This window comes from Microbulbifer maximicatervae (SeqCode), from assembly GCF_056231245.1.
The window spans coordinates 2,319,907-2,342,146 of the sequence record NZ_CP174334.1; the positions used below are offsets into that span (position 1 = coordinate 2,319,907).

Here is a 22,240-nt window from a genome sequence, read left to right on the forward strand (position 1 = left end):
AAATGTAAAAATGCAGGATGTTTCTATCGATAATCAGGGTTAGGAAAGTCGGGCTTACAGCCGGCATCCCAGGCAGAGCGCTGATTGCCGTGGGCGGGAATGCCCCCAGCATCTTTTATCATTCGCGCCATATGCATCAGGTTCCAGGTCATAAAGGTGGTGTTGCGATTGGTAAAGTCGTTTTGCGGACCACCGGAACCGGGATCAAGATACGAGGGGCCAGGGCCAGCTTCTCCCACCCATGCCGCATCTGCCTGGGGAGGGATAACATAGCCAAGGTGTTGTAGAGAGTAGAGAATATTCATGGCGCAGTGCTTTGCGCCATCTTCATTGCCGGTGATAAGGCAGCCGCCCACCCGGCCGTAGTATGCGTACTGGCCTTTAGAGTTCAGGTCAGCTGAGTTCGCATAGAGCCTTTCTATAGTTTGGGTGCAGACAGAGGATTTCTCTCCCAACCAGATCGGCGTGGTAATAACCAGGATATCTGCGTCTTCAACCCGGCGATAGAGCAGTGGCCACTCATCAGTGTCCCAGCCATGCTCCGTCATATCCGGGTAAACACCAAAAGCGATGTCGTGATCAACAGGGCGTAAAACCTCAACTGAGACTTTGTTGCGCTCCATGATTTCCCTGGATATGCGAATTAGACCGTCTGTATGGGAGAGTTCAGGCGTAGGCTTTAGAGTGCAGTTGAGGAATAGCGCCTTGAGGTCGGAGAAGTCCGACTTGCTAGACTTGCAGTCTTCAATTTGCTTCTGATTTAGCTTCGTCATTTAAGGCCTCCTTGCCACAATTTAGATAATAGCCCGAGTTCTAATCCCGTGATTTCAAAGAGGATCGTTTTGACTTATTCGCCCGAGGTCAACTTGAGGACTATAGATCCATAGAGCTCGTTACTTTTGGCGTGAATCAGCTTGCTCAGAGATTAACTAACCATAAAGCTGCACCTATATTTGACTGATAACCACCTTGGAAGTCTCCATGAAAATAAAAAATCACCTATTACTTTTGCTCGTATCAGGACTTATGACTCTTGTGAACATGCATGCCAATGCTCAGCCGGAAGCCAAAGATTCCCTGGAGGGGGTGTGGTGTGCGGTTGAAGGAGAGTCGTTTATTTTCTATGAGCACAGCCCGGACGCCTTTACTTTGGAGAAGGGGCAAATTTGCCGGACCTTTAAGGTTCTCAAGCAAACAGGTGTAGGCGGTGGCGGCCGTTATCTTGAGGTAACGAAGAAACCGAATGTTAAACACCAGCTGACTGCGGTTGAAGAGACGGTGAATGAGGCCACTATTGCCAAGGATATCGGTATCTTTGCCTACATAAAGAGTGGCAATAGAATCCAGTTGGTAGCTGTTGATGTTTCCGATGAGAGCGTTACAAATTTGACCTTAGATGGCAGTGGCACCATGCGCGGCTTTATTGAAGAGGTTACAGCTGATCATTCTGCCGGGCAGGGTCATGAAGCTCACGTTGGGGTTCTGTTCTTTCGGAGGTCATCCTCATCGATACCCGAGACCTTTGATCAGGATTGGGAATCAATTTTCAATGAAACCCATACCAAGCAGTAGGGATACAGGCATTAGATCATCCATCGTGATAGATCTCTCATGTACTGCTTGAGGCTCAAGTTTTTGTGAGTTCGACTCTGCCTAACAACCTGGCAACAATGATTGTACGGCACTCAATTTGACCATTGCACAGGTAGAGGGGCAGTATCATGTGCTCTATTCAGGCTAAACTGACAGAAAATGTACTTTTGGCTACTCGCAATTCAAACAATCTGAGCAGATTAAACTCTATTTTACTTAAACAGTTGATTTGGAGGTTTCTGGTGAGCTCATTTTTAATAAGAAAAACCCCATCAATAGAAAGTAAATTGCTGTAACAATGACATTGAGCAACCCTGAGACTAAGCTCAATACAGCAGGTAAATCAAAGAACCTGTTATATGGGAGGATCATCATAATAGGGATAAGCCATTTGGTATATTTTAACTCTACTTTGTAACAGGAGATTGCGAATAGACATACAAATATACCGTTAAAAGTCACCGTATTTACGAACGTATCCAATAATTCTTGAGCTACATAAATTCCGAAAGCTGACGTTTCTAATGAGATCGTCCTGATATTATCGCCTAGTGCCAAGGAGCTTGTATAATCATTAGCTATTGGTATAAGTGCTAATCCCAAGAGCTGGGCAATATTGATAATAGCTACGGAGACCAGGGTGAATGAAATCAATGCCGCTGAAGCAACTTTACTATTCTCCCAAAATAGGACTGCAATAAATACAAACGAAAGGGCATAACAGGTCCTTAATGCGAGTAAAATCAATTTCAGGATAATAAATTCATTTGGGGTTTGGCCAAGCGCGATCAAAAAATCGCCCATTTGAATTGTAGAGCTGGGCTTAAAGAACTGTATATTGTTTGGTAGTAAAATAATGAACCCAACAAACAATATGAACTGAATAAAAAATAGATAGCCTGAAACTTTCGCTAAGTCATTACTGTTGAACCTTAGTTTTTTTAGCTTCATCTATTTTTATTCCATAATCAGACAACTGATAGATCGATTAATATCAATCCTTACTAGCTTAGACAACGCTTGATATGTATATAATTGTAAATAAGTATTAATTAAGTGTTGGATAATGCTTGAGCTTGACTTTTCGCTTGCCCAGTTGAATCAATTAACCATGCATAGGGCCCCGTATCTTTTAATTTGCTCGCTTTTCAAGCCTCTTGGCACCGCCTTAGCGAGATATAAGAGCCGCCAATGGAATTTGAATCCAGTCTAGGTGGCGATGTAATATTCATGCCAAGAAGTAGAGGTTTGAGTATTTGTAACCTTCAAGTGCTTTAACTATTGCATTTATTTTAGGTGTATTAGTTCAGACCAAATCTGACACATTCCCTTGAAAAAGAGGGGTTTACCGGTTTTGATGAAGGTGCCTAAACCTAAAAGCAAAACCAAGGATAAACCCCATGATCCATACTAATGATCGCATCATCAAACACAAGACCGGATTGCTAAATCTGGCAGAAGAACTCGGCAATATCTCCAAAGCTTGCAAGATGCTGGGTGTGTCGAGAGACACTTTCTATCGCTATAAGGAAGCCGTTTCAAGTGGCGGCGTGGACGCCCTTCTTGAGAAGAACCGGCGCGTGCCCAACCACAAGAACCGTGTTGACACAGCCATTGAAGAGGCAGTGTTAACTTATGCCGTCCAAGAGCCTGCCCACGGGCAGGTTCGAGTTTCCAATGAGCTGCGCAAACGCGGTGTATTTGTGTCCCCTAGTGGTGTTCGGAGTATCTGGTTACGGCACGACCTTGCTAACTTCAAATTGCGATTAAAGGCACTTGAGGCCAAGGTGGCTGAGGAGGGACTGATCCTTACAGAGTCACAGGTTCAAGCTTTAGAGAGAAAACGTCATGATGATGAAGCCTGTGGTGAAATTGATACTCAACACCCAGGTTATCTGGGCTCGCAGGATACCTTCTATGTAGGAACCTTTAAGGGCGTCGGACGTGTTTACCAACAAACCTATGTCGATACCTATGCAAAGGTGGCTCATTGCAAGCTGTATACCACCAAAACGCCAATCACTGCGGCAGACCTTCTGAATGATCGTGTACTGCCATTTTATGCCATGCATGATCTGCCAGTGCTGCGTATCCTAACTGATCGTGGTACTGAATATTGTGGCAAGTTGGAGCAGCACGACTACCAGCTATATCTGAGTGTGAACGAAATAGAACACACGAAGACAAAAGCCAGGCATCCGCAAACAAATGGGATCTGTGAGCGCTTTCATAAAACTATTTTACAAGAGTTCTATCAACCTTCATTACGCCGCAAGATCTATGGATCAATAGAGGACTTGCAAAAGGATCTAGACGAATGGCTCACATATTACAATAATGAGAGAACCCACCAGGGTAAGAAGTGTTGCGGTCGAACTCCGATGGCAACTCTTGAAGATGGAAAAAGTATTTGGAAGGAAAAGCTCGTAAGCTGAATTTGACCTGACAGAGCACCTCCTGAAAAACCGGTAACTGTCAGATCAAGTCTGAACTACTACATTTTAGGGTAAAGACCTGATCCTACCCATCAACAACGAACACACCACTAAGCGACTAGTTGTTCCTCAAACGCCTCAGGGCTGAGATAGCCATTGGCGCTGTGTAAGCGATTTCGATTGTAGTCTATCTCTATATACTCAAATACGGTTTCTCGCATGAGGCACCTTGTAGGAAAGCGGTTACCATGGATTGCTTCTACCTTAAGTGAGTGGAAGAACGTTTCTGCACAAGCATTATCATAGCAATTACCTTTGGCGCTCATGCTGCACCGCAGATCATACGCTGTAATTAAAGATTGATAATCTTTAGAACAATACTGGCTTCCCCTGTCAGTATGCACGATAACATTCGTAGGTTTCTTACGTCGCCATAAAGCCATTTGAAGGGCGTCACAGACCAATGTAGCCGTCATCGTTTCTGACATCGCCCAACCAATAATCAGCCGACTATATAGGTCTATCACTACAGCCAGATATAACCAACCTTCTTCCGTTCGTAGGTAGGTAATATCCCCAGCCCATTTCTGATTCGGCGCTTCAGCATTAAAGTTCTGCTCAAGCAAATTTGGAGCTACTGGCAGACCATGTTTTGAGTAGGTTGTGGCTTTATACCTCCTGCCTGCTTTAGCCCGTAGGCCCTGTCGACGCATGCTGGCAGCAATTGTTTTCTGATTATATTTACTCCCCTCACTGGCCAACTCCTTCGTCAGACGAGGGGCGCCGCTACGTTCTTTGCTGGCTATAAAGCGCTGCTGTACCAAGCTATCGAGCTGCATTCGGTACTGCTGGTGCTTGGATTGGTCAGCCGATCTTGAAACCCAGTTATAAAAGCCACTGCGAGATACGCCCAATACCTTGGCCATCGCTTTGATGCTGAATTCATGCCTGTGCTTTTGCATGAAGGCGTACCTCATTTCAGGCTCTTTGCAAAGTACGCTGCGGCCTTTTTTAAGATCGCCAGCTCCTCTGCCTGCTCAGCCAGCTGCCGCTTAAGTCGAGCATTTTCTGTGGCCAGCTCTCTCTCCGCATCCCCTCGGCTCTGATGTAACTTAGACTTACTTCGCCATCCGTAAATCTGGGAAGGATGCAATCCAAGCTGTTTAGCGGCAACGCTTACCCCGACCTTGAGCGCCAGTGCTAGGGCATCCTTCCTATACTCCTCTGAGTATTGTTTACGAGTGGTTTTGGTTGGTTTATTTGATCTTGTCATAGAGCACCTCTGCTGCGTAGTTTATCGCTTAAGAGAGTGTCCATCGTTGATGGGTAGGATCAACCTATTGCTAATAGTGCATAAGTCATTACTAATCGATCAGTTCCGACATCTTCTTCATCAAGATAGCTGAGGCGTTGTCGGTAAACTGTTGCCCCTCCTCAATATACTCCCAGACAGTGGCATCACTCTTCCACCCACCTTGCTTCTTGATCAGCTCAAAGCCAACTTTTTCTCGCGCAGCGGAAGTAGACAGGCCTCGGCGAAAGCTGTGGCTGCTGAGTTCGGCAACAAAGTCAAAACCGCAGGCTTCCCCGAGATTTTTCAGTAGATCGTTGATAGCTGTGGGGTTTAGCTGTCGACTTTGCACTGTGTCCCAGCGATTGACCGATCGAAATACTGGTCCAGTTCTAATGCCACTAACGTCTAGCCAGGACTTAAGTGCTCGTGCGGGGCAGATTTCAGGGGTGCCGTAGGGAAGGGCACGCATCATTCCTTGACCACTTTGATCCGTCTTTGATTTGGGTAGGCGAATGATCAATCCTTCCTCCTCCCATATCAGGTCTTCTACCTGGATCGCCACCAACTCACTGCGCCGGAAGGCACCGAAGAAACCTACCAGCACCAATGCCAAGTCACGGGCCTTCTTCTTGGAATCAGGCTGAGAGCGTAACTGTCGGGTGAGGGTGGCAATGTGTTCGAGGCTCAGCGCCTTGGCTTTTTGCTTGGGCTTTCCGTGGGTGCGGCGAATACCGCGCATGGTTTTCTGCACCAGCGGCTCAGCGACTGGGTTGGCAATGCCTTGATAAAGGTGCCACTGGCCTATGGCCGTTAGGTGCAAATCCAGGGTGCGCGGGTTCAATTGTTCGGCCCGGCTCAATAGATAGCTAACCAGTGAATGGCTATCGGTGGGGAGCCGACCTCCCCATTTCTCGAACTGGCGAATGGCAGACCGATAGGCTTTGCGAGTGCTGTCTGAAGTCGCTGCTCTCAGGTACTTCTGAATGTCATCCTCAGTCAGAAGTGCTCCAGCTCCGGTAGATGTACTGCTGAGCTGGGACTGAGGTTGGATTTTGGTTGAGGCCAGGGGCTGTTTTCTCATGAATTCTGTGTCACCCGAAAACCACTATTTGTACTGAGGGTACGTTAGATGGGGGCTTCCTTACTCTTATAACCTTCGATAAGAATCATTATCGAAGGTTAGTTAGGTTAATTCAAGAATTGGTTTATTTTTATATGTTATGTATTATTACGTAATACGTAATTTGGTACAAAATAATCTGAGGGAAGGTTAATGGCGCGCACAGGGGTCACCTATCTGGACATTTTTGAAGCAGCAAAGGCGATTAAGGCCCGGGGCGAGGAGCCGACAGTTGATAGAGTGCGCGCTCATCTGGGGACTGGGAGTAAAAGTACAATTGCGCCGCTTCTAAAGCGGTGGAAAAGTGAGAGTTCCAGTAGCACTGATATCAGCGGCCTACCCAAAGATTTGGTGGAGGCGCTGAAAGGGCTTCATCAGCGTATCCAGGGGGATGCGGACCAGAGAGTGGAGCAGGTTCAGCAGGAATTTGAAGCGAAAGAGCTGGAGATAACAGAGAGACTAAACGAAGCTCAAGAGGCCAGTAGCAAACAAACCGCTTTGATTCGCGAGTTGGAGCAGAAGCTTTCAGCTTCTGAAAGTGAGAAGCGCCGCCTCAAAGTTACCCTGGGTGAAGCTCAGTCAGAACTGGAAAAAAGTGAGTTTCAATTGGAGCAGGCCTCGGTTCGAGTTGAGGAGCAGAAGGCCTCAATTGAAGAGATGAAGCAGGAGAATCGCGATGTGCGCGAGCACTTTGAGCACTTCCAGCAACGAACAGCTACAGACCGGCAGCACGAGCGAGATCAGTTTCGATCTTCCAGTGAGCAGCTTAAGGGGCAGGTGGCTTCACTGGCGGAGCAGCTCGGGCTGGCGGAACAGAAGCTTTCTGAGCAGGGCCTTCTGTATAAGCAGGGGCAGGCATTAATTACTGAACTCAATCGGGAAAAGCAGGAGTTGCGTGAAAATATAGGCGCCGCTCAAGCCGAAGCAGCAAACTATAAGCGGCAGGCTGAAGAGCAGGCAGCAAGCGCTGAATCCCAATCTTCTGAAATTACACGATTACAGGATGAGGTTACCCGCCTCCAGAGCAGCGGTGTAGGACAAGCTAAAGAGATTCAGCTTCAGCAAGTATCTTTGGAAAGACTGGATGCGGAACTGGGCGCTACAAAAGACCGGATAGAGGTCTTGTCAGACGAGAATCGTATCCTTCTACAGGAGAAGGCAATGCTGCAAGGACAGTTTGCTCAACTGGAAAAATCTTTGGGTAAGCAGTAGTTCAGAACCCGGCAGGCTGGGGCGGTCGTCAGTTGATAGCCCCAGTTCAATTGGTTGTCGCACCTAAACAGATGTGACAGCAGTAAAATTGAAATACGTTGACTAGCTGGTACTATTGGAGATAAGTAAAAGCAAATTTAGCTGTAGTTGACCTACCTATCCTTATATAAGCTCTATTCACTAACACCGCATAATAAAGTTCCTTATATAAAGTCCCCCTTGCTTTTATTTGCCGCGGTTTGCAAGGCATTTGGGAGGCAAGTGTTGTCCAGTCATTTTAGAGAGATCATCGATAAACCCACTTTTTTTGGTTCATTGGCGCTGCTTCTGGCAGTGACAATCCCTTTGGTACTGTTCCCGGAAGTGGGTGCCGCCTGGGTTTTAGCCGCTAAAGGTTTTGTTACTGACAAGCTGGGGGTTTTCTATCTGGCACTGGGTGTCGGGGCAATCCTCTTTATGGTCTATATCGTGTTTAGCGATATCGGCCAGATCAAGCTGGGGACGCCTGAAGAGGACCCAGAGTTCTCCACGATATCCTGGGCTTCAATGCTTTTTTGTGCGGGTATCGGTGCTTCGATTCTCTACTGGTCTATGGTCGAGTGGATCTACTACTACCAGACTCCGCCGTTCCAGGTTGAAGGAGGCACTCCCGAAGCTGCACGCTGGGCTGTTGCCTACGGTATTTTCCACTGGGGTCCGCTGGCATGGTCGATCTACCTGATTCCCGCTTTGCCGATCGCTTACTTCTACTACGTTCGAAACCATAGCGTGCTGAAAATTAGTGAGGCGCTGATGCCCGTTTTGGGGGAGCAGCGCGCCCAAGGTGGAATTGGTAAGTTAATCGACGTGCTGTTTATCTTTGGCATGTTGGGCGGTGGCGCTACGACCCTGGGGATAGCCGCGCCGCTGATCACTCAGGGGGCTCATGAACTCTTGGGCGTGCCCACCGGGCTGGGAACCCAGGTTGTAGTGCTGATGATATGTACGGCAATCTTCGGCTATAGCGCTTTTGTTGGGCTTAAGAAGGGTATCCGCGCACTTTCCAACCTGAATATGTGGTTGTCTATTGTGCTGCTTCTGTTTGTTTTCCTGGTTGGCCCCACCTTATTTATGTTGAACACTGGCTTGGATGCCCTGGGTCGTGTCTTGGATAACATCTTCCATATGGCCGCCTGGACTGAGCCATTTGCAGAGTTTGAACAGTTCCCGGACACCCATTTCCCCCAAGACTGGACCATCTTCTATTGGGCGTGGTGGTTGGTTTTCGCTCCCAGTGTCGGCTTGTTTATTGCGCGTATCTCGCGGGGGAGAACCATTAAGACCATGGTGGTTGGCTCCATTTTTTATGGCACCTTAGGCTGTTTCCTGTTCTTTATGGTGCTGGGGAATTACGGCGTCTACTTACAGTTTTCCGGTGAGCTTGATGTGGTGGGGATGCTAAATGAGCAGGGCGCAACTGCCGCAATTTTTGCCACACTCAAGACACTTCCCGGCAGTAAACTGGTGATTCTGGTATATACGGTGCTCGCCCTCATCTTTACTGCAACTACATTCGATTCCATCTCATACATTCTTGCTGCTGTTGTGCAGAAAGAGGTCGATGAAGAGCCGGCTAGATGGAACCGCCTGTTCTGGGCATTTGCGCTTTCACTGATGCCGATAACGCTGCTGTTTTTGGGTGGCCTGGATACGCTGCAAACTGCCAGCGTGATCGGTGGGGTGCCGCTTTTAATTGTTGCTTTACTGCTGTGCATATCGATTGTGAAAGCCGCTCACTATGACTTGCGCTACCAGCCGAGCTACGAAGAGAAGGAAATCTATATTGAAGAGTTCCCAGAGGATGATCCGTGGACGGAAGAGGGCAACTGGGACGTTCCAACCCAATCGGAACACGGTGTCTCCCACGATGACAAGCCCCATATAGAGGGCGATCCGGGAAGCCATCCATCTCGACTTTAACAGTTGGGCAGCAGGAGGAGGCCGTTTTCATTCCTGCTCTCCATCAAATTCTGACACCACTTTATCGACACAATGTTTTCTGAGGTGAGTAGCGTTTTTTATCGAGTTGCTCTCCTCAAAACAGCGATTCAATTGCTCGGTATATCGGTCAAATAGTTGTTTTGCTCTTTCCTTTGGCAAAGTTACAAGGCGGTTAATGAATTGACGGGAACCAACCTGGAAGTGCATATAATCAATCGGGACATTCCAGTCTCCACCCCAGACAGCGAAGCCATGCCTGGCAAAGATTGTGGTTACATCTTCAGACATCCCCATACGGGTTGGCTTTCCCGGGCGAAACTTTGCCCGGTTTAAATATCCTTCTGTTGCATCCTTAGGGATTACTTTGGCTCGGGTGTGTTTATCAATATACAGGTAGGGATTTTGTAGGGGGTTAATATCAATAGCAACACCATAAGCGTGCTCAGACCATCTGCTTCCGCCAGTAATAGGCCGGGAATCAAAAGCCAGCGTGTTGTTTCGATCATCTGCCATTCGCTCTTGCAGAGTAAAATATTCGACAGGAATGGCTGACTGTATTGGAAAGCGAGATCGGTAGACCTCGCCAAATAGAGACAGGACGTTCTCGGCAACGATATCAAGTACAACAACAGCGCCTCTGCGGTATAGATCAGCTTCGATGCCAATATTATCCTGAGCAGGGGGATCTAAGAGAGGCGTATAGTTGAAGACGACTTTTTTCAGCCTTTCACAGCCAATAGGGGAGTTGTTCCGAAGAACCTGCCGGAGCTTCATCAGCTCACAGTCTTCTTGGGAAATGTCGTAAATCCCTATCTTTGGTTCAGGTTCAAAATCATTAACATTGATATTCCTATCCTGGTCCTTGGTGCATGCAAATAACGCCAGGCCCGCAATGGCGGCGATAGCCTTCTTATACATATCGCTTCTCGGTATTCCTTTGGGAAAGCCCCGCTTCAAATAGTATTTGAGTATGCACATCCTGTTCACATTTGAATTGCATTTGGCCTGAGGAATCAGCACTCAAAAGGATGCTAATCACGTCATGCCAGCGGTTGGTAAATGGCAGTGCAGTGCTCGCCTTAAAGATTGGCGTCTTTAGTTTCAGCAACTTTGTTCCGGCTGGTCAAAAAATAGCCAGACTGTAATTGATTTAGCTCCCAACTCCTTCCCGTTTTGTAGGAACATCTTTTCAGAAGGAACCCTTGTTGAATAAGGGAACAAAGGACCTCATAGACAAGCCCACCTTTTGGGGCTCTTTTGCATTGCTTCTAGTGGCGACAGTGCCCTTAATCCTCTTTCCCGAGGCGGGTTCTTTATGGTTATTGGCAGCTAAAGATCTGGTGACAGAGAAGTTGGGGGTCTTTTATCTCCTGCTAGGCCTAGGTGCGATGTTATTTGTGCTGTATATCGCCTTTAGTGATATTGGCAGGATAAAGTTGGGAGGAGGGAAAGAGGGCCCCGAATTCTCAACTCTATCCTGGGCTGCCATGTTGTTTTCTTCCGGTATTGGCGCCTCTATTTTATATTGGTCGATGGTTGAATGGATCTACTACTACCAACAGCCACCATTCCAGGTTCAAGCAAGCTCAGCTGAAGCTGCGCGCTGGGCAGTTTCCTACGGTATCTTTCACTGGGGGCCGCTGGCTTGGTCTATCTATCTGATCCCCGCACTGCCAATTGCCTATTACTACTATGTGCGTAAACGCAAGGTTCTAAAGTTAAGCCAAGCGCTCGCGCCAGTATTGGGTGATCGTAGCGTGGGCGGGCCCATTGGTAAGCTTATCGATACCTCCCTGGTATTTGGCATGTTAGGGGGCGCGGCTACACGGCTTGGTATTGCGGCGCCGCTGATTACTTTGGGATTGCATAAGCTATTTGGGGTTCCTACTGGGGTGGGATTTCAGGTTGGGGCACTGATATTTTGTGCGCTATTATTTGGTTACTGTGCTCTTGTCGGCGTAAAGCGCGGCCTTAGTGTCCTATCAAACTTTACAATTTTTCTCTCACTCGTCTTGCTGCTCTTCGTGTTTATCGCGGGACCAACACTATTTATGCTCAATAGTGGGTTGGATTCACTGGGTAGAGCGCTGCATAACTTCTTGCAAATGGCCACTTGGACTGAGTCCTTCTCTCATTTTAAACAGTTCCCCAATACTCGCTTCCCCCAGGACTGGACCGTCTTCTATTGGGCTTGGTGGTTGGTTTTTGCTCCGAGTATTGGCTTATTTATTGCGCGTATCTCCGGAGGGCGGACTATCAAGGCGATGATTCTTGGGGCACTATTTTTTGGAACTTTTGGCTGCTTCTTGTTTTTTATGGTGCTAGGCAACTACGGCGTTTACTTGCATTTTTCGGGCGAGCTGGACTTGGTGCAAATACTGAATCAGCAGGGAGCCAATACCGTGATCTTTGCCATTTTAGATAAGTTGCCGGCAAGCCAGTTAGTTGTGCTGCTGTATACGTTGATCGCACTGGTTTTCACGGTCATTACTTTTGACTCCATATCTCATATTCTTGCCGCAGTTGTGCAGAAAGAGGTTCATGGCGAGCCGCTTCGGTGGAATCGAATTTTCTGGGCCTTCGCGCTGGCAGTAATGCCAATTGCTTTGTTGCTTATTGGCGGATTGGAAGCGTTGCAGGCGGCAAGCATTATCGCTAGTGTCCCTTTGCTGCTAATTGCTCTCTTGTTGTGTATCTCAATGGTTAAAATTGCACGGCATGACTTGAATTTGCACCCAGTTATCCTTGAAAAGGAAATTGTTTTGGAAGGGGTAGCTGAGGAAGGTGCCTGGAGTGGAAATGCTGAATCAGGGCAAGTTGTGATGAAATCTGCAAAGAAGATTAGCCCGGAAGGCAAAGAAGAAACACCCTGAGAGCAGGATAGTAAGATATGCCGGGGCTATTTTAGGCCCCGGCTGCACTTATAGTTTAAAGACTAAAAGTACGGGCAACAGAGAAGACAATTCGCTCGTCAGCAGTGCCCACGTCGAGATTGGTATTCTCGGCGGCAATATTGAAATCAAAACCTTCCAGGGAAGTCATATACTCCACTCGGTAGTGGTTGTAAGATTTTTTACCATCCCAGGTCCATTTGTCTTTATTGACGCTGGTAGAGCGGTCAGCACTGAAGCGAACGTTGTGTCCTTCTGCAAACTCAAAGGTATGGGCCAGCATCATAATGTAGTGGCCGCCACCCTGGCCAAAGTAATCCCAGCTGTACCAGCCATTGACTTCTGATTCGCCTAGAGCAGAGCTGTAGCCAAGCTTGGCATAAGCTTCCGGGTAAGCGTACTCTTCAGAAAGGTCACTATCACCATGATAGGTGTAATAAGCGAGTCCAGTGTCCAGGCTTACTTTATCGGTAAGCTGCATGAACTTACCTGCATAGAAATCCCACTCCAGGTTGGTATCGTCATCTTCACCGAAGTCTACGTTGGAAGCCCAGGTGCCGATATACCAGCCGTTATCGAACCCGTAGTCCAGACTGGCTTGCAGTGCTGGGTCGTTTTGAGTCTGACTGACACCATTAAAGGTGTAGTCAGTAGTCAGGTTAACAGTAGAGGACAGCTCTGCCTGGGATTGTTGGGCAAGCACCAGCAGGGAAGCACAGGTCAGTGCAGAAAGTTTCAAAGTTGATTTCATTGTTCAATTACCACTTATTTATATTTTGTAGCCCCCGCCAAACCAGGCGGGGGATTTCAACAGTTAGCTCGCCAGTTCGATCTTGCTAAAGTCGATCTTGTTTTCTTTAGGCGAGGAGTCGATAGCTGCTACCGCCCTGAAGCGTTTCACCAGGATGTAACCCAGGCAGCAGAAGAAAATGCCAATTACCAGGGCGCCGATCCACTGGATTTGCAGGAAGTTGAGCTTGAACAACAGGGTGAGCAGGCTCATCGCAACCAGGTTCAGGACGAAGTATTTCCACTTGCCCAGACGCGCAACAGTCATACCCAGGTTGTCGGTGTACAGGCGAATCAGGGAGTCCAGCGAGTTGATCACGAAGGTAATGCCCACAATGACCATGGCCAGGTTGTAGAAGCCGCTGGTATCTAAGCCTTGGCTGGAGTAGTAGTAGAGCACGGTGAACCAGAGCGCGATGGGGATGGATGGGAAGATCAGCATCGCCGCCAGCACTTGGTAAGTGCGCAGGCCGCCCACAAAGCGGGAGGTAAACTGGCCAATCATAATGCTCCAGGCAAACCACCAGAACAGGTAGAACTCGTGGTAGTCATTCAGCGGCAGCACGAACTGGTGGATATTACCGAAGTAACCGCCGAGCAGCGCAAAGGTGGAAGCGAAGTCGCCAACGCTACCGTTCTCACCGGTAAAGGCGCCTACCCACATTACCGCGATCAGGCCAATAAACATCCAGGTAGTCGCCAAGCTGAGGAAGCGCACATAGCGCAGGCTGGTGGATGAGTAGACCGCAGCGGCGATCACGGCAAAGACGATCAGGTAGAAGGTGCCAACAATGGTTTCACCATCGCCAACCTGTGGCAGATACCAGGGCAGGTTGCTAAGCAGCAGGTAGGCGGTAAACGCGCAGGTACCGATAATCACCACGTTGTTGATCAGCTTTACCAGGCCGATCTCAAAGAATTTAACTTTGGGCTCGATAATGCAGAAGTAAAAACAGGTGAGGAAGTAGAAACCCCAGATCAGGAAGGCCCAAAAACCAAACTCAATCGCGAGTGCGTTGGTGAAGCCGTATTCTGGGTTTGCGGTTAGGTCTGCGTAGCCACCGAACTCGGTGAGGGGGAACATGATAAGGCCTACATCGAGGCCGGAGGTGAAAAGGATCGCTATAAAAGTGAAGGTTTTAACCGGGGTCACCCCGACCATCTTCACATTTCCCCATTTAATCAGCGAGAAAATTATTGCCGTGAAGGTAAATAATAATCCCGCAGAAAGCCAAGCTGTCATGCTGAGTCTCCAGCTAGTTATTGGTATGCCGGCGCCCCTCAAGGGCGTTGCTGTGCGAGATTTGAGTATCCCCGTCGCATTTGAAGGGGGCAGTCAAATCTCTGCCAGAGCGCCGACGTAAATTCAGCTCACTGAGCGCGCAGGGCGGCCAGGTCGCTGAGTGCTGGTAGCTTTGGTCGCTACCGGTGCCTCGGAGGGCGCCAATACAGGGCGCCCTAAAATCAGGTCAGCAGCCCGCTCCGCCACCATAATGGTGGGCGCATTCAGGTTGCCGTTGGGAATGGTCGGAAAGATGGAGGAATCTACAACTCTCAAGCCCTGCAAACCGTGTACACGGGTTTCCGGGTCTACCACTGCCATTGCATCAGTGCCCATCTTGCAGGAGCAGGACGGGTGGTAAGCACTCTCGACGGATTCCCGTACGAAAGCGTCAATTTGTTCATCAGTCTGGATATCGGTGCCAGGCTGGATTTCATCGCCCCGGTACTCGTCGAAAGCCGGCTGATTGATAATCTCGCGAGTCAGCCGCACACAAGCGCGGAAACCCTCAATATCCTCTTTCTCCTGTAAATAGTTGAACAGGATGGAAGGGGATTGCTTGGGATCACTGCTCACCACTTTGACCCTGCCGCGACTCTTGGGCTTGTTGTGCCCGATATGCACCTGGAAGCCGTGGCCATCGAAAGCTTCGCGGCCGTCATAGCGCATGGCTGCTGGCAGGAAGTGATATTGCAGGTCCGGCCACTCCACATTTTCTTTGGAGCGAATAAAACCGCAGGACTCGAAATGGTTGGTGGCTCCGAGACCATCCTTCTTCAGTATCCAACGAGCGCCGATCAGGAATTTATTCCACGGATCGAGCTTGCCATTCAGGGAAATCGGTTGGTTGCAGCGGAACTGGAAATAGAATTCCAGGTGGTCCTGCAAGTTTTGGCCGACGCCGGGGAGTTCGTGTTGGAGTTCGATACCGGCTTCTGCCAGTGTGTCGGGATCTCCGATTCCAGAGAGCTGAAGAAGGTGAGGGGAGCCGATGGGACCTGCGCTGAGGATGACTTCCTGCTGCGCCTTGAATTCCAGGATCTTTCCCTTGCGTTCAAGTTTAATTCCGACTGCCCGTTTACCTTCCAGAATCACCTTATGCACAGTGGCGTGGGTCAATACCGTCAAATTGGGGCGCTGCATTGCCGGTTTTAGGTAAGCGTTGGCGGTAGACCAACGCTTACCATCTTTTACCGTCATATGCATGGGGCCAAAGCCCTCTTGCTGCTCACCATTGTAATCTGCGGTGTAGTCGTAGCCAGCTTCTTTGCCAGCTTCGATAAAGGCTCCATAAAGGGGGTTGGCCATTTCATTGCCGTTATTGACCCCCAGTGGGCCTTCGTCACCACGATAATCGTCACCGCCGAAAGCCCAGGTCTCAGAGCGTTTAAAGTAGGGCAGGCAGTGGGCGTAATCCCAGCCTTCGGCGCCGTGCTGTGCCCACTCATCAAAGTCTTTAGCGTGCCCGCGCACGTAAACCATCCCGTTAATCGAGGAGGAACCACCGAGTACCTTGCCCCTGGGGCAGTGCATACTGCGGTTATCCAAGTGGGGCTCCGGTTCAGTCGTAAACTGCCAGGCGTACTTCTCAGTATTCATGGGGATGGACAGCGCGGTGGGCATCTGGATAAAGATGCTGCGATCGCTGCCACCGGTCTCTACCAGGAGGACTTTTTTATCTTCCTGGGCAGACAGGCGGTTGGCCAGAACGCAACCGGCAGAGCCGGCGCCGACAATGATGTAGTCAAACTCACTCATACAGGGTACCGCTTAAAATGGACTTTCCAGTGGTGCCAGGCCCACATATACCGCTTTTAGCTGGGTGTAGTGGTTCAGGGTCGCAAGTCCATTTTCGCGTCCGATTCCGGATAACTTGTATCCGCCCACCGGCATTTCCGCCGGGGAGGCGCCGTAGGCATTAATCCAGCAGATGCCCGCTTGCATCTGGTGGATCACACGGTGGGCGCGGGTGATATCACGGGTAAATACGCCGGCGGCAAGGCCCAAACGGGTATCGTTAGCGCGGCGGATCACTTCGTCTTCGTCATCAAAAACCAGTACCGACATTACCGGGCCGAAGATCTCTTCGCGGCAGATGGTCATATCGTCATGACAGTCGGTGAATACGGTGGGAGCAACGAAGTAACCGTTAGGTGAATTTTCTGGTGAAAGGGTGTGACCGCCGCAGAACAGGGTCGCGCCTTCCTCTTTACCCTTGCTGATGTAGTCCATTACCAGTTGCTGGTGCTTGGCAGAAATCAGGGCGCCGAAGTTGGTGTCTGGATTCATCGGATCACCGGCAATAATATTTTGCTCAACACGCTCTTTAAGGCGAGCGAGGAACTGATCGTGGATGCTACGGTGTACAAATACCCGGGTACCGTTGGTGCAGATTTCGCCCTGGGTGTAGAAGTTGCCCAGCATGGCAGCAGAAACGGCTTGCTCCAGGTCGGCATCATCAAAGATCACCAGCGGGGACTTGCCTCCCAGCTCCATGGTGACTTCTTTCAGATTGGAAGCCGCTGCGGCCATCACTTTCTTGCCGGTACCCACTTCGCCGGTAAAGGAAACCTTGGCGATATCCGGGTGGTTAGTCAGCCAGGCACCCACGGCGCCATCGCCCTGGATTACGTTGAAAACACCCGGGGGCATGCCCGCTTCAATAAAGATTTCAGCCAACTTTAAAGCACCTTTGGGGGTCTCTTCGGAAGGCTTGAAAATCATGGCGTTACCGCAGGCCAGGGCCGGGGCGGCTTTCCAGCAAGCGATTTGTAAGGGGTAGTTCCAGGCACCGATTCCGGCGCAGATGCCCAGGGGCTCGCGGCGGGTGTAGTAGAAGTCCTCACCAACTTGCTGCTGATTGCCTTCAATGCCTGCAGCCAGGCCGGCAAAGAATTCGATAGAGTCAGCCCCAGTCACCACGTCGACAACACTGGCTTCCTGCCAGGGCTTGCCGGTATCAGCCACTTCGATAGCTGCCAGTTCGTCGTTGCGCTCGCGCAACAGTGCTACTGCTTTCAGCAGGATGCGGCTGCGTTCGACCGGCATCATCGCTGACCACTGGGCAAAACCGCGCTTAGCGCTCTCGATGGTTTCTGTGAGTACCTTCTCGTCGGCAACCTCAACCTGATAGCTGACCTCGTTGGTCGCCGGGTTATATACATCAAAGCACTCGCCGCTCTCATTCGACAGGTAGCGGCCGTCTACAAAATTCCGTTGTTTGTCCAGTGACATCTGTCTCTCCATACTGCTTTAACAGAGGGTCAGTCGGTTGTTCGTTGGCGATGGACTTGAAGGGCGCAATGGGCCGATCGTGAAGGTCCAGTCATCATAAAAAAGGGCCGGTCTGACGAAGACATTTGTCCCTAATCGTCAGATTCCAGCCCGGGCTCGATAGTCGTTGATCGAGCGATATGACACAAAATGTAACATATTTTTAATTTGAACTCTAATTGTTAGCACTCAATGCAACAAAGCTGGCGGATTCGTAGGAGGATTTATTTTTCAGCGACTACAGAGTTAATCCGTATTTTCAAGGGTTAAAAGTGGGCTGGGTTGGGCCAAAAATCTCATTTGAACTCTATAAAAAGCACTGTATAAATTTTGCTCAACCTGGCTGTCTCGGGGTCAAGTCAGGTGCCCGAAGGGCGGGGGCTTCGGCCGGCAGGAGATAGAGTTTGTCGCTTTTGGGGGAGGAGGCTTTAGCTGGTGAAGGTCTGGCAGGTGGGGAGGCTCTACCTCCCCAGAATTACTTTGAGTGAATTTAACTGTTTGCTTCGCGTAAAGTGGAGGTTTGGCGGTTCAGGCTGGCCAGATATAGCACTGCTAACCCAGCTGCAATACCCGGCAATCCCTCATAGATCACGCCGTGATACCCCAGGAGCCGCCAGGTAATCGCTGCTGTAAAGCCGATAATCACTGCTGCGATAGCGGTTGCCTGGGATGGCTTACCCCCAAAACACAATACCAGGAGTAGGGGACCAAATGCGCTGGCAAGTCCGGACCAAGCGAAAATAACCAGGCTGAACACACTTTGGCTGTTGGCGAGCGCCAGCAGCAATGCGCCGCCGGTTATCGCAACTGTGACAAGCTTGAGAAACCAGGTTTTTTCAATCTTGTGCGGAAGAATATCGTGGGTAATGGCTGCGGAGCAGCTGAGAAGCAGGGAGTCTGCGGTGGACATGGTTGCGGCAAAGATACCAGCCAGGATCAGCCCAACAAAAACAGGGGGCAACAAATCCATAGCCATGGTGGGAAGAGCAAGCTCCGCATCAAAGCTCCCTGTGTCAGCAATAAACACTCTGGAGAGCAGGCCGACCCCGGTGGCCATACAATAGAAAAGGATAAACCACAGATAGTACCAGGCCCTTGCCCGGTTCATCTTGCTGGAATCCTTCAGGGTCATAAATCGAACCATAACGTGGGGTTGTCCAATCACAGACAATCCAGCAAACCCCCAACTGATCACAAAGAGTATCACCCCGCCCCAGCCCGCAAAGGCGAGCCCCTCGGGAAACCAATGGGTAAAACCTTCAATAGCCTGCATTTGTATCGCCGCACTGGTGATGCCACCCAAGTTGGCAAGGGCGACGGCTAGAAGTGCTGCCATAGCCCCCATCATAACGATGGATTGGGCCGCATCAGTCCAAATGGACGCGCGGATGCCGCCAGCTAAACAGTAGAGGCATACAAGCACAGCTCCAACTACAGCACCGGACCAGAGAGGCCAATCCAGCAGTACGTGCAGGGCTTTGCTGCCGGCAACCATTTGGGCAGAGGCATAAGTTAGTAAAAACAGCAGGGAAATGATGCCGATCAGGCGCTGCAGGGCTGAGTACTTCTGTCCGTACCAGTTACTGAGAACACCTGCGTAGCTGACTTCACCACTTGAACTGGTAGCGGTCCTTAATCGCTTGTGTACATAGAGGGAAGCCAGAAAATCACCGGCAATCCACCCCACCATCAACCAGATGGAGGCCAACCCAGTGGTGTAGGTATAGCCGATAACCCCGATAAACATATAGCCGCTATTGTTCGTTGCCACGGCAGACAACCCCACCAGCCAGGGAGAGACACCACTGCTGGCAAGGTAGTAGTCGGCTTTGGTTTGACGGCTGAACATCGCAGAAGAGAGGCCGACCAGAGTGAACAAAAGTAAAAAACCAAGAAATGAATAGATCATCGGCAATCCTATTATTTTTATCCCGCATTATTTTATCGGTTGGTCTTCAGAGGTTATCCGAATATTTCTAGCTTCCCTTGCCACCACTTTGCGGCGAGGGAGTATTGGCAATAACCTGGTCGAGTTCCTCAAAAACTTCACTTTCCGCTAAAGGCTGTAAGGCGCTATCAACCAGGATCTCATCGCGGTAGCTTTCCCGCCTTTTGATGGCTTCAGCCAGATAACGTAGCGCTTCATCAAATTGGCCCATGGCAGTATGGGCGCATGCTAGTTGGTAGAAGGCATGGCTGTTATCCGGGTCAATTCCCAGGGCCTGGTGGCAAAGATTGGCGGCCCACTGGGGCTCGTTAAGCTCCAGCACCGCATCAGCTTTATAGGTAAGGGCTTCTACATCCTCGTGGCGGAGGCGCAGAATCTCATCGTAAATGGCAATTTTATTGGCCACTGAGGATTCTTGTTGGGCGCGCAGCCACAGGGACTGTACTTCCTGGGTTAGCTCGATTTCCTCGCGGTTTTCTTCAATATGCTGTGTTTTCTGTTGAAGCTGCTTCTCTATAACTTCCAAGCGCTTTTCGTATTCCTGGACCAGCTTTGAGATTTCCTCATCGGCCAGGGAGTGCACCCGCTCTTTAATATCCTGGAATGACCGCCAACCAACTAAAACCAAAATTGAAGTGGCGGCGGCTATCAAGTAGAAAAAGTAGGTAACCGTATCGGTTGCGTAGGCTACGGCTCGATCGACAGAGTTGTGTTCACGATCGACAATTTGCTGAATCAATTCCTGCTTGGCATTAGCCTGATCGATTCGCAGCTGCTTAATTTCGTCGAGCATATAGCGCTCGACGAAGGGTGTGTACAAGGGCTTCTCAAGGGTGTCGACTTCGCTTTGCGCACTGTCTTTTTTCTTTTCTTCCGCTTCCTGGGAAATAGAGGTGGCGGAAGTTAATAAAAAGAGCAGGGCACAAAGGCTCAGGATGCGAGGCATATCGCCGTCCCGTGATTGTAAATCTCTACCAGTGCCTCGTGTAGAGTCCGAACGGCTGCATCATAGTCTGGCTCGCTAACGATGAACTGCATATCTACATGACGCAGGGACTGGTGCATGGCGAGCACGCGGATATTGCTTTTGGACATCGACTGCACCGCTTTGGCCAGCACGCCGGGGATTTGCATATCGCTACCGATGGCTGAAACTATGGCGACTTTGCGCTGGTTCAGTTCGGCTTCGGGAAAATGCTCTTCCAATGCAGCCTGAATCCGCTTAATTGTTTTCAGATTGGTGGAGAGGAAATGGGTAAGGGTATTGGCATTAGTGTCTTTGGAAATAATGTGGGCTTTGAAGCGCTTGATCACCAGTAGCACTTCGCGATCATAATCGTGGATGCTGCCCGCCATATCCTGGTCAAACAACTCCAGGGCGTAAACCCCTTTACAGCCGGCAATAATTTCCACTCGTGGAGAGTCGCTGATGTAGTCACCAGTAATCAGGGTGCCGGCGTGCTCGGGCTCGAAGGTGTTTTTCACCCTGAGAGGGATATTTTGTTGGCGCAGCCCCTTGGCGGCTTTGGGGTGAATCGCTTCCATGCCCAGGTTGGCCAACTGGTCGGCCACATCGTAGTTGGTGCGGCCAATGGGTACTGCATTTCCTTCTCCCACCAGGCGAGGGTCTGCACTGCTCAGGTGGAACTCTTTGTGAATCACCGCCTCCTTTGCCCCGGTGAGTACGGCGAGACGACTGAAAGTCATCTCGCTATAGCCTCGATCAAACGAGATCAGCAGGCCCTTATCGCTATGGGCATAGCCAGTAACAATAGGCAACTGTCTGCTTAAGTCGATAGTGGCAAAGGCATCCCGGATACGCTCATCCAGGGGAATGTGCTTGTTGGTGCGCCAGCCAGTCAGGTCGACAAAGCAGGCATTTACACCATCCCGCTGCAACAGTTTCGAAGTGTTCCATGCGCTGTGGGCCTCACCGAGGCTGGCTAACATCTCCCTTACCGTGCCCAAGTGGGCGTCGAGGGAGAAGTGGCCGTGCTGGCAGAGGCTTTGCAGGTCTCTCAGGCATTTTTTAGCGCTCTCTAACCTTTCATCCAAAAACAGGTTCGCTTCCGCGAGAAGATCGCCATGCCCAAAAAGGCGCTCGTTGATTTGCCGCAGTGCTGCTCGAAGTTCGTCAAACTTAACCAGCCAGCTATCGTCCTCAATACTGCTGGAGAAGAGGGCATAGATCCCTGGTTGACCACTTTTCTTGTGTTCTAGAAGCAGGTCAGTAATACCGCCGTAGGCAGAGACTACAAAAACACGATTGTAGATCCCCTTGGAGTCACCTTTGATAATATTATCCCGGACCGCTTCGTAGTCCGTCATAGAGGTGCCGCCAATCTTTTCTATCGTATGCATCGTCTCTTACTGGTCCTTCTTTCTCTTAAAAACTGGGTGAGTGCTTTGAATTGAGATTTGCT

General features: G+C 49.9%; 17 protein-coding genes. 5 read left to right on the forward strand and 12 right to left on the reverse strand.

What is annotated here, in order from left to right; all coding sequences use genetic code 11:
- Positions 1 to 23 precede the first annotated feature (23 nt).
- On the reverse strand, positions 24 to 773 hold the full coding sequence (locus ACJJIS_RS10070; protein WP_475710177.1) for a flavodoxin family protein: 750 nt from the start codon (positions 771 to 773) through the stop codon (positions 24 to 26).
- Positions 774 to 981: 208 nt separating this feature from the next.
- Between ACJJIS_RS10070 and ACJJIS_RS10075 the strand changes: the two genes are divergently transcribed.
- Positions 982 to 1,572 carry a hypothetical protein gene (locus tag ACJJIS_RS10075; protein ID WP_475710178.1) on the forward strand — a complete coding sequence of 197 codons (591 nt, stop codon included), beginning with the start codon at positions 982 to 984 and terminating at the stop codon, positions 1,570 to 1,572.
- Between the two features lie 237 nt (positions 1,573 to 1,809).
- On the opposite strand, the gene ACJJIS_RS10080 is transcribed toward ACJJIS_RS10075, so the two are convergent.
- On the reverse strand, positions 1,810 to 2,544 hold the full coding sequence (locus ACJJIS_RS10080) for a hypothetical protein (protein ID WP_444908336.1): 735 nt from the start codon (positions 2,542 to 2,544) through the stop codon (positions 1,810 to 1,812).
- A 449-nt stretch (positions 2,545 to 2,993) separates the two neighbouring features.
- Between ACJJIS_RS10080 and ACJJIS_RS10085 the strand changes: the two genes are divergently transcribed.
- Positions 2,994 to 4,028, forward strand: coding sequence for an IS481 family transposase (locus tag ACJJIS_RS10085; RefSeq protein ID WP_445359737.1), 1,035 nt, complete (start codon positions 2,994 to 2,996; stop codon positions 4,026 to 4,028).
- Positions 4,029 to 4,138: 110 nt separating this feature from the next.
- On the opposite strand, the gene ACJJIS_RS10090 is transcribed toward ACJJIS_RS10085, so the two are convergent.
- A protein-coding gene (locus ACJJIS_RS10090) for an IS3 family transposase (protein ID WP_475709770.1) occupies positions 4,139 to 5,301 on the reverse strand; the annotation gives its coding sequence in 2 pieces (ribosomal slippage) (positions 4,139 to 5,043 and positions 5,043 to 5,301; 1,164 coding nt in all).
- Between the two features lie 91 nt (positions 5,302 to 5,392).
- Positions 5,393 to 6,403, reverse strand: coding sequence for a tyrosine-type recombinase/integrase (locus ACJJIS_RS10095; RefSeq protein ID WP_475710179.1), 1,011 nt, complete (start codon positions 6,401 to 6,403; stop codon positions 5,393 to 5,395).
- A 192-nt stretch (positions 6,404 to 6,595) separates the two neighbouring features.
- Between ACJJIS_RS10095 and ACJJIS_RS10100 the strand changes: the two genes are divergently transcribed.
- Entirely contained in the window at positions 6,596 to 7,654 is a 1,059-nt protein-coding gene (locus ACJJIS_RS10100; protein ID WP_475710180.1) for a DNA-binding protein, read from the forward strand.
- Positions 7,655 to 7,915: 261 nt separating this feature from the next.
- Positions 7,916 to 9,613: a BCCT family transporter gene (locus ACJJIS_RS10105; RefSeq protein WP_475710181.1), complete on the forward strand. Its 1,698-nt coding sequence runs from the start codon at positions 7,916 to 7,918 to the stop codon at positions 9,611 to 9,613.
- A 27-nt stretch (positions 9,614 to 9,640) separates the two neighbouring features.
- On the opposite strand, the gene ACJJIS_RS10110 is transcribed toward ACJJIS_RS10105, so the two are convergent.
- Positions 9,641 to 10,552: a M15 family metallopeptidase gene (locus ACJJIS_RS10110; RefSeq protein WP_475710182.1), complete on the reverse strand. Its 912-nt coding sequence runs from the start codon at positions 10,550 to 10,552 to the stop codon at positions 9,641 to 9,643.
- Between the two features lie 287 nt (positions 10,553 to 10,839).
- Here ACJJIS_RS10110 and ACJJIS_RS10115 point away from each other — a divergent pair, with 287 nt between their 5' ends.
- Positions 10,840 to 12,507, forward strand: a complete 1,668-nt coding sequence (locus tag ACJJIS_RS10115; protein WP_475710183.1) for a BCCT family transporter — start codon at positions 10,840 to 10,842, stop codon at positions 12,505 to 12,507.
- A 55-nt stretch (positions 12,508 to 12,562) separates the two neighbouring features.
- On the opposite strand, the gene ACJJIS_RS10120 is transcribed toward ACJJIS_RS10115, so the two are convergent.
- From ACJJIS_RS10120 to ACJJIS_RS10150, 7 genes are all read right to left on the reverse strand, one after another.
- A complete protein-coding gene (locus ACJJIS_RS10120) occupies positions 12,563 to 13,276 on the reverse strand; it encodes a TorF family putative porin (RefSeq protein WP_475710184.1) in 714 nt (237 codons plus the stop codon).
- Positions 13,277 to 13,339: 63 nt separating this feature from the next.
- A complete protein-coding gene (locus tag ACJJIS_RS10125) occupies positions 13,340 to 14,557 on the reverse strand; it encodes a BCCT family transporter (RefSeq protein WP_444913042.1) in 1,218 nt (405 codons plus the stop codon).
- Between the two features lie 123 nt (positions 14,558 to 14,680).
- A complete protein-coding gene (gene betA, locus ACJJIS_RS10130; RefSeq protein WP_475710185.1) occupies positions 14,681 to 16,354 on the reverse strand; it encodes a choline dehydrogenase in 1,674 nt (557 codons plus the stop codon).
- 12 nt (positions 16,355 to 16,366) lie between these two features.
- Positions 16,367 to 17,830 (reverse strand): betaine-aldehyde dehydrogenase, encoded by a 1,464-nt coding sequence (betB, locus tag ACJJIS_RS10135; protein ID WP_282932781.1) that lies wholly within the window; start codon positions 17,828 to 17,830, stop codon positions 16,367 to 16,369.
- 529 nt (positions 17,831 to 18,359) lie between these two features.
- On the reverse strand, positions 18,360 to 19,778 hold the full coding sequence (locus tag ACJJIS_RS10140; protein ID WP_444897277.1) for a sodium/proline symporter: 1,419 nt from the start codon (positions 19,776 to 19,778) through the stop codon (positions 18,360 to 18,362).
- A 67-nt stretch (positions 19,779 to 19,845) separates the two neighbouring features.
- Entirely contained in the window at positions 19,846 to 20,763 is a 918-nt protein-coding gene (locus tag ACJJIS_RS10145; protein WP_475710186.1) for a TPR end-of-group domain-containing protein, read from the reverse strand.
- The gene (locus ACJJIS_RS10150) at positions 20,748 to 22,178 is read right to left on the reverse strand and encodes an aspartate kinase (protein ID WP_444927787.1); all 1,431 of its coding nucleotides are present in this window, start codon (positions 22,176 to 22,178) and stop codon (positions 20,748 to 20,750) included. The genes ACJJIS_RS10145 and ACJJIS_RS10150 overlap by 16 nt, the downstream gene beginning before the upstream one ends.
- Positions 22,179 to 22,240 lie beyond the last annotated feature (62 nt).